At 54.1% G+C, this 13255-nt stretch carries 10 protein-coding genes; 5 read left to right on the forward strand and 5 right to left on the reverse strand.

Going from position 1 to position 13255, the window contains the following annotated elements:
• Positions 1–193: 193 nt before the first annotated feature.
• The 3 genes from NSS88_RS16545 to map all read left to right on the forward strand — a co-directional run bounded on the left by NSS88_RS16545 (position 194) and on the right by map (position 4128).
• Positions 194–1498, forward strand: a complete 1305-nt coding sequence (locus NSS88_RS16545; protein WP_049626255.1) for an ATP-binding protein — start codon at positions 194–196, stop codon at positions 1496–1498.
• Positions 1499–1772: 274 nt separating this feature from the next.
• A complete protein-coding gene (locus tag NSS88_RS16550) occupies positions 1773–3140 on the forward strand; it encodes an ISLre2 family transposase (RefSeq protein WP_341082615.1) in 1368 nt (455 codons plus the stop codon).
• Between the two features lie 238 nt (positions 3141–3378).
• Entirely contained in the window at positions 3379–4128 is a 750-nt protein-coding gene (gene map, locus NSS88_RS16555; protein WP_033017013.1) for a type I methionyl aminopeptidase, read from the forward strand.
• A gap of 174 nt (positions 4129–4302) precedes the next feature.
• On the opposite strand, the gene NSS88_RS16560 is transcribed toward map, so the two are convergent.
• Positions 4303–4704, reverse strand: coding sequence for a secondary thiamine-phosphate synthase enzyme YjbQ (locus tag NSS88_RS16560; protein ID WP_049626256.1), 402 nt, complete (start codon positions 4702–4704; stop codon positions 4303–4305).
• 143 nt (positions 4705–4847) lie between these two features.
• Between NSS88_RS16560 and NSS88_RS16565 the strand changes: the two genes are divergently transcribed.
• Positions 4848–5855: an MBL fold metallo-hydrolase gene (locus tag NSS88_RS16565; RefSeq protein WP_049626254.1), complete on the forward strand. Its 1008-nt coding sequence runs from the start codon at positions 4848–4850 to the stop codon at positions 5853–5855.
• Positions 5856–5898: 43 nt separating this feature from the next.
• Here the strand turns inward: NSS88_RS16565 and NSS88_RS16570 are convergent, their stop codons facing one another.
• Positions 5899–6747, reverse strand: a complete 849-nt coding sequence (locus NSS88_RS16570; protein ID WP_049626253.1) for a TIGR03943 family putative permease subunit — start codon at positions 6745–6747, stop codon at positions 5899–5901.
• 168 nt (positions 6748–6915) lie between these two features.
• Between NSS88_RS16570 and NSS88_RS16575 the strand changes: the two genes are divergently transcribed.
• On the forward strand, positions 6916–8352 hold the full coding sequence (locus NSS88_RS16575) for a DDE-type integrase/transposase/recombinase (protein ID WP_341085457.1): 1437 nt from the start codon (positions 6916–6918) through the stop codon (positions 8350–8352).
• 263 nt (positions 8353–8615) lie between these two features.
• On the opposite strand, the gene NSS88_RS16580 is transcribed toward NSS88_RS16575, so the two are convergent.
• From NSS88_RS16580 to NSS88_RS16590, 3 genes are all read right to left on the reverse strand, one after another.
• Positions 8616–9482 (reverse strand): permease, encoded by an 867-nt coding sequence (locus NSS88_RS16580; RefSeq protein WP_049626505.1) that lies wholly within the window; start codon positions 9480–9482, stop codon positions 8616–8618.
• 117 nt (positions 9483–9599) lie between these two features.
• On the reverse strand, positions 9600–11468 hold the full coding sequence (locus tag NSS88_RS16585; protein ID WP_049626506.1) for a PTS fructose transporter subunit IIABC: 1869 nt from the start codon (positions 11466–11468) through the stop codon (positions 9600–9602).
• A 396-nt stretch (positions 11469–11864) separates the two neighbouring features.
• Positions 11865–13145 (reverse strand): IS110 family transposase, encoded by a 1281-nt coding sequence (locus tag NSS88_RS16590; RefSeq protein WP_014195603.1) that lies wholly within the window; start codon positions 13143–13145, stop codon positions 11865–11867.
• Positions 13146–13255: the final 110 nt, after the last annotated feature.

A 13255-nucleotide genomic window follows, 5' to 3' on the forward strand; every position in this document is an offset into this window, starting at 1 on the left:
GAAAGGGAATTTTTGACTAAGAACAAAACAGTTCTTTTTGCCTATATCTGTCGAAAAAACGAGATTTATAGCAAAAAAAGACTATTAATTTCACCTTAACAGACCCGTGATGTTCCGGTTACAATGTAATATATTCGCAGTTTTTGTAGAAATTCTGGTTATACATCTTGACGATGGGAAAGAAGGTGCCGCGATGCTGAATATTTTCAAAGACTTTTTGCTGAACTTGTTTTTTATTCTCCTGCCGGTGTTTCTTGTCCCGCTATGGACGGAGCAAGAAAAAGGGCCAAAGCGCCTCCGCCTGTATTTGCCGACCGCTTGTTACGCCATTGTAATCGTCCTATGCATCACTCTTCCGGTCGGAACAGAGAGCAATTTCATCTTCGACTTGCAGCAAATTCCTCTGTGGCTTGGCGGTTTGTACGGCGGAGCGGGGGCGGCGACGGTTTTAGCGTTTACGGCGATCGCCTACCGCTCGCTGTTCGGCGGAGCTGGCGTCTTCGTCACCGTCGTCGTTTCCATCGCCATCGCTGCAACAAGCAGTTTATTGACAAAACGGTTTGTCGAGCTGCCAACCAAACAGCGCACGCTGTTCGCTGCATCGCTCAGCTTCGGCTCTGGCCTATTGACCGTCGCCATAGCGGAGTGGATGGCTGCTGCGGTTTCTCCTCCGCCTTCCGTTGCGCTTATCTTTTTGTTTGTACAGCCCATCAGCATGCTCATCGTTTGCGCCGCCCGCGAGATGGTGTACCATAACATGGCGTTGCGCAAACGGATCATCCGTGCCGAAAAAATGGAAGCGGTCACCCATTTGGCCGCCTCCATCTCTCATGAAATCCGCAACCCCTTGACAGCGGCGCGCGGGTTTATCCAGCTGATTGAAGAGCAGCCGCTTGCCGCTGAAAAGCGCCGCCAGTACGCCCGCATTGCGTTGGAGGAGCTCGACCGGGCGGAAGCGATCATCACCGATTACTTGACATTCGCCAAGCCGGCCCCGGAGATGCCGGAAAAGCTGAACGTCAAACTGGAAGTGAAGCGGGCCATCGACATCATCCGTCCGCTCGCCAATATGAGCTGCGTCGACATTCAGGCATCGCTCGCCTCGTTTTCCGTAATGGGAGAACGGGAAAAGTTCCGCCAATGTTTGCTCAATATCATGAAAAACGCCATTGAAGCGATGCCGAACGGCGGGACGTTGCAAGTATACGTCTCCATTGACAACGGACGTGTGCTCATCCGCATCGCTGATACCGGCGTTGGCATGACGAAAGAACAGCTCGAACGGCTTGGCGAACCGTATTTTACGACGAAAGGCGTCAAAGGCACGGGGCTCGGAATGATGGTCGTCTATCGCATTGTCGAATCAATGAACGGAACAATTCGAATTGAAAGCGAAATACATAAAGGAACGACGGTATCGATTTATTTGCCGCTCGCTCCGTCCCCATCCCTATCCACGATTTCCGATAAAGAAAAGCAGTTGTTTGCCATCTTGTAAACGCCGCGGCCAAACCGGGGGAAGACGATAACCAGCGAAACAAAGGATGCCTGTTCGGGTGTCCTTTTTCTTTGTCCTATGTTCGTGTGAGTAAAATATTTGTGGGTGACATTCCGGAATGATTCCCCGACGAGGGTTGCGAACTTTTGTTCGCGACGCTCGTCGGGGCCACCAAGCGAAGCGCGGTAGAAAAAAGCAAATGTCATGCAAAAAGGACTCTCTCCCTGCTATGATGGTGATGACCAACATCCATAAAACAGGAGGGAGAGAGTCCATGAAACATCTTACCACAGAATGGCCTTTATTAAAAGAGCTGGAGGAACAATTAGTCAGAACTCTTCAAAAGGTGTTCGCTGTCTTGTTGGCGGCCCTTTTGGAGGAGATTGATCAACAACTGGCGGAAGCGCGGGACAAGCGCCGGTATCAGCTGAAAGACAAACGGCCGACTACGATCCAAACGCTGTTTGGAGAAGTGACGTTTCGACGGAACTACTACTATGACCGGCAAACGGGGAACTATACCTTCTTGCTGGATGCCGAACTGGGCTTTGATGGAGCGCAGTCGATCAGCCCTTGCCTCGAGGAAACGGCGGTCGAGTTGGCCGTAGAGTGCTCTTCCTACCGCAAAGCGGCCCGTACGTTGGAGTCGATCGTGGGGTATGCGGTCCTAAGCCACGAGGCGATTCGCCAACTGGTGCTGGAGGCCCCTGTCTCGCTGCACCGCCCTGTTTCCCAACGGCACGGCCGAGTGCTATTTGTGGAGGCGGATGGGCTGTTCATTTCCCGCCAGGGGAAAGGGAAACGGGCGAAAGAAGAGAAAATCCTGGCGGTTCACGAGGGATGGAAACGAAACGGTTCGCAGCTCGAGCTCGTGAACCGGCGCCACTACCTCCATGAAGGGGCGGGAGACGTGTGGGAACGGTTTGAAGAGTGGCTGATGAACGAATATGCCTATGATCCGTGCCGGGACCTTTTGATCATCAACGGCGACGCGGCGTCGTGGATCACGGCCTGCCGGGAGTATTTTGGGAAGCGGGCGTGCTTTCAGCTGGATCGATTTCATGTGGCGCGGGAGCTGCGTCAGTGTCTGTCCGGCCATCCGCGTTGGCGGGAGGTGCGGAGGAAGCTGGCGAAACAAGACGAAGAAGGACTTTTGGTCGAGCTGAACAGCGCGGTCGGCACGTTGGGGGACGAAGGCAAAGAACAACAGCTGGCCGCCTTGATTCGCCGGATCGAGTCGATGCCGGGATGCATCCGGGACTATCGGGAGTGGCTGTCGGAGCAAGGGGTGGAGACGACCGGCATGCGTCCGATGGGCCACGCCGAGAGCGTGATGAGCCGGTTTGCGCATCGGGTGAAATCCCGCCGCAGCTGGAAAGACCAAGGGCTTCGGGCGTTTCTGAGGGCGATGGCGGCCCGAATCGACGGGATTTGGCGGAGAAATGGGCAGTTGGTGGAGGAAGAAGAGACCCGAACGGCGGCCTCGGCCTCAACAAAGTCCAAGCGGATCGAACAGGCCAAACGGAAGGCCGGACGGTTATGGGCAGATGTGGTGCGTCAGAATCTACCGTGTCTGCAGCGGTCATCCGGGACGCCGATCCATCAAGCGTTGTCGGCGCTCCGGGATGGTGGTTGGGTGTAAAAAAATGGAATACAATATCATCACTTCAAGATGAGGGATGAGAGTCCGAAAGCGCTTACGATATGAATTCCTTAAAATGGTTCGCTAACTAGTGATTGACAACGCCCGTAGTGAACCGAAAAAATGTTCTCCACAAAGTCTTGACTGACTCCCTATGTTCCCGACAGTTTATCACCACTGGCGTTTTTGTTACAATACTATAGGATGGAAACATACCGAAGGAAAAGGAGACAGTTGCATGATTCACGTCAAAACGGAACGAGAAATTCAGTTGATGCGTGAGGCGGGGAAACTCTTGGCCGCCTGTCATCAAGAGATCGCCAAACGCATCGGACCGGGCGTCACAACGATGGAAATTGACCGGTTCGTTGAAACGTTTTTGGCCAAATACGGCGCCAAACCGGAACAAAAAGGATACCGCGGCTATCCGTATGCGACATGCGCTTCCATTAACGATGAAATTTGCCACGGGTTTCCGCGCAATGAGCCGCTGAAAGAAGGCGATATCGTCACGATCGATTTTGTCGTCAATTTGCGCGGAGCGCTCGCCGATTCCGCCTGGACGTACGCCATCGGCGACGTCAGTGAAGACGTGCAAAAACTGCTTAACGTCACCGAGCAGTCGCTCTATAAAGGAATCGAGCAAGCCGTTCTCGGCAATCGGATCGGCGACATCGGCCACGCCATTCAAACGTACGTCGAAGCGCACGGCTTTTCCGTCGTACGCGATTTCACCGGGCATGGCATCGGGCCGACGATTCACGAAGAGCCGTACGTTCCCCATTTTGGTGAAAAAGGAAAAGGGATGCGCTTAAAGGAAGGGATGGTCATTACGATCGAGCCGATGGTGAACATGGGGGCATGGCAAAGCAAAATGGACGCAAACGGCTGGACGGCGCGCACCATTGACGGCTCGTATTCGGCGCAATATGAACATACGATCGCCATTACGAAAAACGGGCCGCTGATCTTAACGACGACGGCGTAAGGATACAGATATTTCTTGTTCTCAACAGCTTGATTTTTTCGACATTCGAAAAACCCGGGTACACGTTGGCCCGGGTTTTTCGTTCCCTTCTCTTTATTCTGGCCAGACCGTTGCGGCCGCTGTGTTGCCATTGCTTTTTCCTGCTATTTTGTTTACATAATATAATTATGGTTGCTACCCTTTCAGCACTTTCACGTAAAACGTCCGCTGGCGCGGCCCGTCGTATTCACAAAAATAGATGCCTTGCCAACGGCCAAGCAGCAGCCGGCCTTCATGAATGATAACATGTTGCGACGCGCCGACCGTGCTCGCTTTCATATGAGCGGCCGTGTTTCCCTCCATATGGCGGTCAAGCGGATGCTCCCACGGGTACGTTTCATCAAAGCGGCGCATCATATCGCGCTTCACGTCAGGATCCGCGTTTTCGTTAATCGTGATGCCGGCTGTCGTGTGCGGGCAATAAACGATCGCCACCCCCTCTTCTACCCCGGACTGGCGCACAGTTTCTTCGACAAATGACGTAATCTCCACCATTTCATCGCGCTTTGTCGTGCGAAGCGAAAAAGATTGAAGCAAGTCTTTCACCTCCTGAACAAATATTTTGTAGAACAACGCAAAATTTGCTACCATTTAATTATAGCATATGGAACGGCCTCCCACCTGCCATCCCTGCATGGAAACGGGAGTCTCCTAGCAAAGTCCATTGAGGTGAAACTGCCGTGCCGAAACGATACACGAATCTCGACAACGTCTCGACGCACAAAACATGGACCGATTTCCGCCGCTGGCAGCGGGAACGGAAACAAAAGCGAAAAGACTTGTCGTACGTCGTACCGCACGCCGTGCCGCCGCAATGGAACCGGCTTCATCATCCGAACGGACGGCCGCAGCTTTGTTGGATCGGCCATTCGACCTTTGTCGTTCAACTCAATGGCATCACCATCGTCACCGATCCCGTCTGGGCGAATTGGATGGGCGCGGCCAAACGCTTGACGGCTCCTGGTGTTCCGCTTGACAAGATGCCGCCCGTGGACGTTGTGCTCATTTCCCACGGCCACTATGACCATTTGCATTTCGGCAGCCTCCGCCGTTTGCACGGTGACCCGCACATATTCGTGCCCGAGGGGCTCGGCCGCTTGTTCCGCCGCCGCGGCTATCGCCGTGTCACCGAACTGTCATGGTGGGAAACGGCCTCCTTTCACGGCGTATCGCTCACATTTGTTCCCGCCCAACATTGGACGCGGCGGACGCTTTGGGATACGAATACGTCGCACTGGGGCGGGTGGGTCATTGAAGCGGACGACGCACCGACGGTTTATTTTGCTGGCGACAGCGGCTACTTCCGCGGCTTTCGCGACATCGGCGAACGCTTTTCCATCGACTATGCGCTCTTGCCGATCGGCGCGTACGAACCGGAATGGTTTATGGGGCCGCAGCACACCACACCGGAAGAAGCAGTGCAGGCGTTTTTGGACTGCCGCGCTCGCCTGTTTGTGCCGATGCATTACGGGGCGTTCCGCTTGGCCGACGATACGCCGAAAGAAGCGCTTGACCGCCTATGGGCTGAATGGCGGCGGCGCGGATTGGAAGAGGAGCGCTTGCTTTGCTTGAAGCTCGGCGAGGTGATCGATGCCGCCCAAGCGTTGACGGCCCTTTCCCCATTCGACAATTCGTTCAACCAAACAAGCGCAATCACCACGGTGAAACAAGCGCGGCAAAAGGAATGAGCGCAACTTTATCCAAAAGAGCGAGCCAGTCCGCGGCTCGCTCTTATTCATTGAATTGGCGGTATACGTACGGCTCCTTCGGTTTGGCCACCCTCTCCCATGACGTCACTTTTACATACGGAAGCGTCATATGAAACGGCTGGTAATACATGGTGGATAGCGTACCTTTCACATGAATCCATTCATCATTTTGAAGAGGCACCGTCTTTGGAAACTGAAGGAGCAGCCCGTACACCCCTGAATCCGCAACACAATGAATGATTCCAAAGCGAAGGAGAAACGCCTCATTGGCGCGCGTCGTTTCCTCACGGTAAACAAACCCGGTGAATTCAATGTCGCGGGCGGCGAATGCACCGGGAAACTGATAAATCGTTTCCATGGCATTTAAATAGTTTTGATCATTCAACTCCAAGCGAGCAAGACGACCGTATTTTTTCAGCTCTTTTTCCATGGCATTTTGATAATCGTCCCGCCCATAATACATGCTCGTATCCGGACGCAAAAACTGCCGCTGGGCAAACGGATCGCTGCCGTCAGCCGCCATCCCAGGAACATGAATCCCTTTCGCCTTTACGACTTCAGAATCCAGCGTCGCAACGGGAAACAAGAAGGCGGAAACAAGCGGAAAAACAAAAATAAGGTAATTCACCGCCCGCTTCCAGCGCGCGGACGGCTCATGATGATGATGGCCGCAGCATTCTTCCCCATGATCGTGCGGTTCCTCGTTGCGGCTTGCCAGCACAAATTGCGCGATCGTTAAAAAAGCAAACACAAACATCGCACTAAACGAAATATACGAATACCGCATATTAATGTATTTGCTCAACTCTCCAGTAATATATAAATGAAAAAACAAAAACGCAAACCCAAGCAAAATATACATGCGAATCATGCCGCCACCTCCTTGCTAGATCAAGGTATTGTCAAAAGTGTATCCTCCACACTCACGGTTTTCCCTTGAGTTTCAACGGTTGAACGAAAAAAAGCTTGCCACCCCCGTTGTTTTCGGCCATCATTGAGGTAACGACACCCAACAGCCAAAACAAAGGAGTGACAAGCTTTGTTACCTCAATTATTAGCCTATTTGCTCGAAATAATCAAGACCCAATATCAAATCATTGTGTATTTGATGGGTGTGATCGTGGGAAAATCCTTGAATCTCGAGGACTTGGACGAACCCATCCAAAAGCCGTACCGGAAACTTCAGGTCGATGACCTTCCGATCATCGATGTGCCGGAAACCCTTGATTACCGGAAGCTGTTGGCAGACTATGAAGCCCAGCACGGACGTCCTTTACGGCCCATCCAGCGCCGCGCGAATGCGAAACACCGTGTTCCGGATTCGTTGACCTGCCCTCGCTGCCAGGCTCCCTCTTCTTACCTGTACGCCAATAACGGCGGAAAAGGGCAATACCAATGCAAAGTGTGCCAGTGCCGGTTCAACCACCGAAATCGGTTCACCAAGCAAGCGGTCTTTCGCTGCCCGCACTGCAAAAAGACGCTGGAAAAAATCAAGGAACGCAAAGAATACAACATCTATAAGTGCAAGAACAACGCTTGCCCGTTTTACCAGGCCAACCTTCGCCGGATGACGAAGAAGGAGCGCCAACAGTTTCAACAGGATCCTCAAGCCTTCAAGGTGCGGTATTTGTTTCGAGAGTTCTTGTTTGACTTTCTCCCGTTGGCTTCCTCGTCGCTCATCAAGCCGAAGGTCGATTTGTCCCGGCTGGCTGCGTCGCCGCACGTGTTGGGGCTCGTGTTGACGTACTACGTCAACTTTGGGATGTCCTCGAGGGAGACCGCCGCCGCCATGAAGGACATCCATGGCGTCTCGATCTCCCATCAGACGGTGCTCAACTACGCCAACAGCGTCGCGCTTTGGATCAAGCCCTTTGTCGACCGGTTCCCGTATGAGCTGTCCGGTTCGTTTTGCGGGGACGAGACGTATATTCGCGTCAAAGGGCGCTGGCATTACCTGTTCTTTATGTTTGATGCCGTCAAAAAGATCGTGCTGTCGTATCGCGTCTCGCCCAAGCGGGACACGCTCTCGGCCATCCAGGCCATCGATGATGTCCTGCGAAAGCTGCCGTCCCTCCCAGACGACTTGTCGTTTGTCGTGGATGGCAACCCGATTTACCGGCTGGCGCAACACTTCTTCGCCCAGCACGGGATTTCGTTTGACGTCCGCCAGGTGATCGGCCTAACCAACGAAGATCCGGTCTCGGAAGAGTTTCGCCCTCTCAAACAGATCATCGAGCGATTCAACCGGACCTTTAAAGGCAACTACCGCCCGACCCATGGGTTTGGTGCGGAAGAAGGCTCGGTGTCCTTTGTGACGCTGTTTGTGGCGTATTTCAACTTCCTGCGCCCGCATAGCGCACTCGAAGGCCGGGTCCCGGTCGTCATCCCGGAACTGGCGGATCTTCCGCATATGCCGGCCCGGTGGACGAAGCTCATCGCCATGGCACAAGCGTTTCTCCAACAAGAGACGGCCTGACTTTTTTGTCCGCCGGAGCCCGTTGAACAGAACTCCTGCCGGATTCGGCGAAGCGAACCCTTGACCAACCGAACACCGCCAAAGGTAAAATTCGGTCATGGCAAGGGCGGCTTTCCTATTGCCTTCTTTTTGTCCCCGTCGCCCTTGACGACTCTTTCCCACCTTTGGCGGGTGTTGGTCAAGGGCGAATCCGGCCCTCCGCATGCCCCACGATGCTCAATGGGATGATCTGTGTGGAGTTTTCATAGAACTTTTGACGCTACCTAGATCAATAGCGATCCGGCAAACACAAACAACGTGATATAGGAAATCAGTTTCCACACAAACCGGGCTCGGAATGACTGAAACAACATGAGCGTATTTTTCACATCGAGCATCGGCCCGTAAACGAGAAACGCTGCCAGCGCGTGAAACGGAAATGTGCTTTGAAACGACGAGGCGATAAATGCGTCCGCCTCGGAACAGAGCGACAGCACGAAGGCGAGCGCCATCATGACCAAAGAGGCCGCCACTTTCCCATTACCGATCGACACAAGCACCGACGTTTTCACATACGTTTGCATCGCCGAAGCAATGAACGCCCCAATGATCAAATACTTCCCGGTCGCAAAAAATTCATCGATCGTATGGCGCAGGGTGCCAACGATTTTCTCTTTCCAAGTACGGGGCATCATCGGCATCTCGCGCCGTTCATGGCGCAACTCGCTGCCTTCATGCCGAATCGCCATCACGGCGCCGACAGTGACGGCGACGGCGCAAGCGAACAGCGCCCGGCACAATACCATCGTCCAACTGCTTCCGAAAGCGATATACGTCGAAAACAGCACAACCGGATTGATGACGGGCGCCGTTAACATAAACGGCACGGCCGCGTAAAGCGGCACCCCCTTGGCGACGAGACGGCGGGTGATCGGCACGATGCTGCATTCGCATGAAGGGAAAAACACTCCAAGCAATGTGGCATAAACAATGGCCAAAAGGCGGTTTTTCGGCACCCACCGTTGTACGGCCTCTTCACTGACAAACATTTGAATGACTCCGGAAACAAACACCCCGAGCACGACGAACGGCAACGATTCAATCAATATGCTGATAAAAATCGTATTCAGCTGCAAAAACGTGTTCATCATGGGTTCTCCTCTCATTTACAACCGTTCATTTTACCATGAGAAATGGCCATTGTCATGAAAATTTGGTAAGAAAAATCAAAAAGGCGCTTCGCCTTTGGCGAAACGCCTCTTCTTCTATTATTCTTCCACTTCTTTTTTCCACAGCCCGACCATCAATGCGGTCACGATGGAACCAATCAAAATAGCCAATATATAAAGCCATGCGCTGCCTTTGACGATCGGGATGACGAAAATTCCGCCGTGCGGCGCCGGAAGTCCGATGCCAAACAGCATCGTCAGCGCCCCGGCTACAGCTGAGCCGACGATAATCGACGGAATGACCCGCACCGGATCGGCCGCCGCAAACGGAATCGCCCCTTCCGTGATGAACGAAGCCCCCATAATATAGCACGTTTTGCCGGCCTCGCGCTCGGCTTTCGTAAACTTCTTCTTGAAGAATGTCGTCGCCAGTGCCAATCCGAGCGGCGGCACCATCCCGTCGGCCATAATGGCCGCATGCGGCGCATAGTTGCCCGCTTCAATCATGGCCAGCCCAAACGTATACGCCGCTTTGTTGATCGGTCCGCCCATATCAACCGCCATCATGCCGCCCAACACCGCACCAAGCAGCACTAAGTTCGCGGTTCCCATGCCGGAAAGCCAATGTTTCAACCCTTCATTCAACGCTTTGACAGGATCGATGACCACATACATCATGATGACGCCAGTGAGAAAAATGCCGAATACCGGATAGAGCAGCACCGGTTTAATCCCCTCAAGCGACTGCGGCAGGCGGCTGAACAGTTTCCGTAATCCGACGACTAAATACCCGGCTAGGAAACCAGCAATCAATCCGCCGAGGAAACCAGCGCCGCCGTTCGCCGCCATAAAGCCGCCGACCATCCCCGGCGCAAACCCTGGTCGATCGGCAATGCTCATGGCGATGAATGCGGCCAGCACAGGAACCATCAACGCGAACGCATTGCCGCCGCCGATGTCCATTAACAGTTTGGCAAACGGATGATACGACGGATCGTTCGGGTCAAACGCTTTAATGCCGAACGTGAAGGAAATGGCAATCAAAATCCCGCCGCCGACGACAAACGGAAGCATATTTGATACGCCGTTCATCAAATGCTTGTAAAAACCGGTGCGCGGTTTCGCCGCCCCCACGCTGCCCCGCGCCGCACCGCCTGCCCGATAAATCGGCGCGTCTTGGCGGAGCGCCTGCTCGATGAGCTTCTCCGGCTCGCGGATCGCACGAGCGACCGGCACTTGGATGACAGGTTTCCCGTCAAAACGGTCCATGTCGACTTGTTTATCGGCTGCGACAATGATCGCCGCGGCTTCTTCAATCTCCTGTGCGGTGAGAGCGTTTTTCACTCCATCTGAGCCATTGGTCTCGACTTTGATGGATACCCCCATTTCGGCTGCTTTCGCCTTCAGTGCATCAGCGGCCATATACGTATGAGCGATTCCGGTCGGACAAGCGGTTACTGCCAGCACTTTCCGCCCGTTCCCTGCCTGCACCGCTTGCTGTGGAGCTTCTTGCTCGCTTTCTTTCGCGGCAACCAAACGGATAATCTCCTCCTCGCTTGAAGCGGTTTCAAGCTGAGCACGGAACGATGCATCCATCAACATCGACGACAAGCGGGCGAGCGCCTCAAGGTGCGTCTGCTCCCCACCTTCTGGCGCGGCGATCATGAAAAACAAATGGCTTGGCTTGCCATCGAGCGACTCATAATCAATGCCTTCCACTGAACGGCCGAACGCCACCGCCGGGCGCTTGACCGCCGCCGTTTTGGCGTGCGGAATGGCGATGCCGTCGCCAACGCCGGTCGTGCTTTGTTTTTCTCGCGCCCAAATGGCTTGCTTAAACGCTTCCACATCGCTGACCGCTCCCGCTTCGGCAAGCTTTTCAGCCAGTTCATCAATGACTTCGCCCTTTGTCTTCGCTTGAAGCGCGAGAATCATCGTTTCTTTTGTCAACAAATCTGTAATCTTCATTGGCCCAATCCTCCCTCTAGAAATGTTGATCTATCAAGGCTTTTCGGCCTCTCAGGGGTGTCCAAAAAATATTTTTCGACAAAATCCCTTACATCCTTTTTCAGTTTTGTGGATATCTTACAGACCTAGGGTGCGCTTCGCGGCCACGGCTGGTTATATTTTCCTGCCGTGGGGGAAGCGTATTCGATGCACCCTTTGGATCTCCGCGTCGCTGATGAGGACGAACCCTCCCATGTCTCCGGGCGTCTTCGCGCCAACATTCCCTCGTTCGGTCTCGTCATCAGGCGGAGGCCGGCCAAGCTCCTTTGGGGACTCAAGGTCGAATGGATAAAATCACGCCAGCTTCTCCGGTGTCATCCTGTTGTCCAACGATTCTTCCGTTCGCAGGGGGAGGCCTTAGGCCGCCCGTTGCACCTGGGACAAGACGTCCTGTTTCATTCGCTCCGCGTCAAAGGCTTGTTTCTTCGTACAAATCGCAAACAGCACATTCAACAGCTTCCGGCACAAGGCGACGATGGATTGCTTTCCGGTCAGCGGGTTGACGGATCGGGTCGTGTAATATTCATGCAGCTCGCGAAACGCCTCGTTGTGCCGGATCAGCGGAATCATCGCCCGAAACAGCACCGAGCGCAGCCGTTTCCGTCCCCGTTTGGAGATGTGCTTTTGCCCTTTGCGCTGGCCGGAGGAGTTCTCCTTGAGCGTCAGGCCCGCCAACTTCACCAATTGGCGCGGGTCCCGATAATGGGCGAAGCTGCCGATCTCCGCCAACAGATCGATAATCGTGGCGTCTCCCAACCCGTCGACCGTTTTCAGCCATTGATACTCCATCGTCGTTTGAACCAATGCCTTCAACTCGGCGTCCAACGCGGCGATCTCCGCCTCCAATTGGCGGTATCGGCGGACGAGCGCGGCGATCTCAAACCGGGCCATCGTCGTCCCTTCCGTCACCCCAATGGAGTCCTTCGCGGCGTTGATCAACGCCTGAATTTTGGCCTTCTGCGGGCATTTCAGCCCTTCGCTTTGCCGGTACACCTCGATGAGCTCCTCGGCGGATCGGCCGGCCATATCGGCCGGAAGCGGCGTCCACTCCAGCACCGAAAGCGCCGTTTTCCCCAGGTCGCGAAACACCGTCCAAAACTCCGGAAAATATCGGTCGGTCCAGCGGACGATCGCGTTTTTCACCGCCGTCTGTTCCTTGCGGAGCTTCTCTTTGAGCGTGCTTCCCACGCGCAAATCGGCTTCGATCTCGTGCAGCAGCCGGGGGACGAGGAATCGTCCGTCTTTTGCCAGTCTGGCAATGACCAGGGCGTCTTTGGCGTCGTGTTTCGTCGGCAGGTTGTCATCGAGTTCTTTCGACCGGCACACATGCGCCGGGTTGACCATGACCAACGGGATCCCGTGCTCCTCGAGGAAGTAGGCCAGGTTCAACCAGTAGTGCCCGGTCGGCTCCACCGCGACGATCACCTCTGACTTCCCAAACGCTTGCATCGCCTCCTGAATCGCTTTATACAGCTGCTGAAACCCCTCTTTCGACTGGAAGATCGGGAACGACTTGCGAAGCACGCGCCCCCGGTCATCCACGAAGCAGGCGTAGTGAGTTCGTTTCGCGATATCGATGCCCACGACAAGCGTTTGTTCCGTAACTTGATCAATTTTATAGTTTTGTGTACAATTCATCTGAAGTCCTCCTTGGCATGATGGTAGGTATTGTTTGACACCCCTGCATCATACCAAGAGGGCTTTTTTTGATCAAGTCCCCGGAAAAGCTCCTAACGGGAATGCTCCTT

The organism is Geobacillus sp. FSL W8-1251 (genome assembly GCF_038005945.1).
GTDB classification, from domain to species: domain Bacteria; phylum Bacillota; class Bacilli; order Bacillales; family Anoxybacillaceae; genus Geobacillus; species Geobacillus stearothermophilus.

What these genes read in the sequence shown, in the direction of transcription:
- NSS88_RS16545 (WP_049626255.1), top strand. Translation starts at nt 194, where the DNA reads ATGCTGAATATTTTCAAAGACTTTTTGCTGAACTTGTTTTTTATTCTC.
- NSS88_RS16550 (WP_341082615.1), top strand. Translation starts at nt 1,773, where the DNA reads ATGAAACATCTTACCACAGAATGGCCTTTATTAAAAGAGCTGGAGGAA.
- map (WP_033017013.1), top strand. Translation starts at nt 3,379, where the DNA reads ATGATTCACGTCAAAACGGAACGAGAAATTCAGTTGATGCGTGAGGCG.
- NSS88_RS16570 (WP_049626253.1), bottom strand. Translation starts at nt 6,747, where the DNA reads ATGATTCGCATGTATATTTTGCTTGGGTTTGCGTTTTTGTTTTTTCAT.
- NSS88_RS16580 (WP_049626505.1), bottom strand. Translation starts at nt 9,482, where the DNA reads ATGATGAACACGTTTTTGCAGCTGAATACGATTTTTATCAGCATATTG.
- NSS88_RS16585 (WP_049626506.1), bottom strand. Translation starts at nt 11,468, where the DNA reads ATGAAGATTACAGATTTGTTGACAAAAGAAACGATGATTCTCGCGCTT.
- NSS88_RS16590 (WP_014195603.1), bottom strand. Translation starts at nt 13,145, where the DNA reads ATGAATTGTACACAAAACTATAAAATTGATCAAGTTACGGAACAAACG.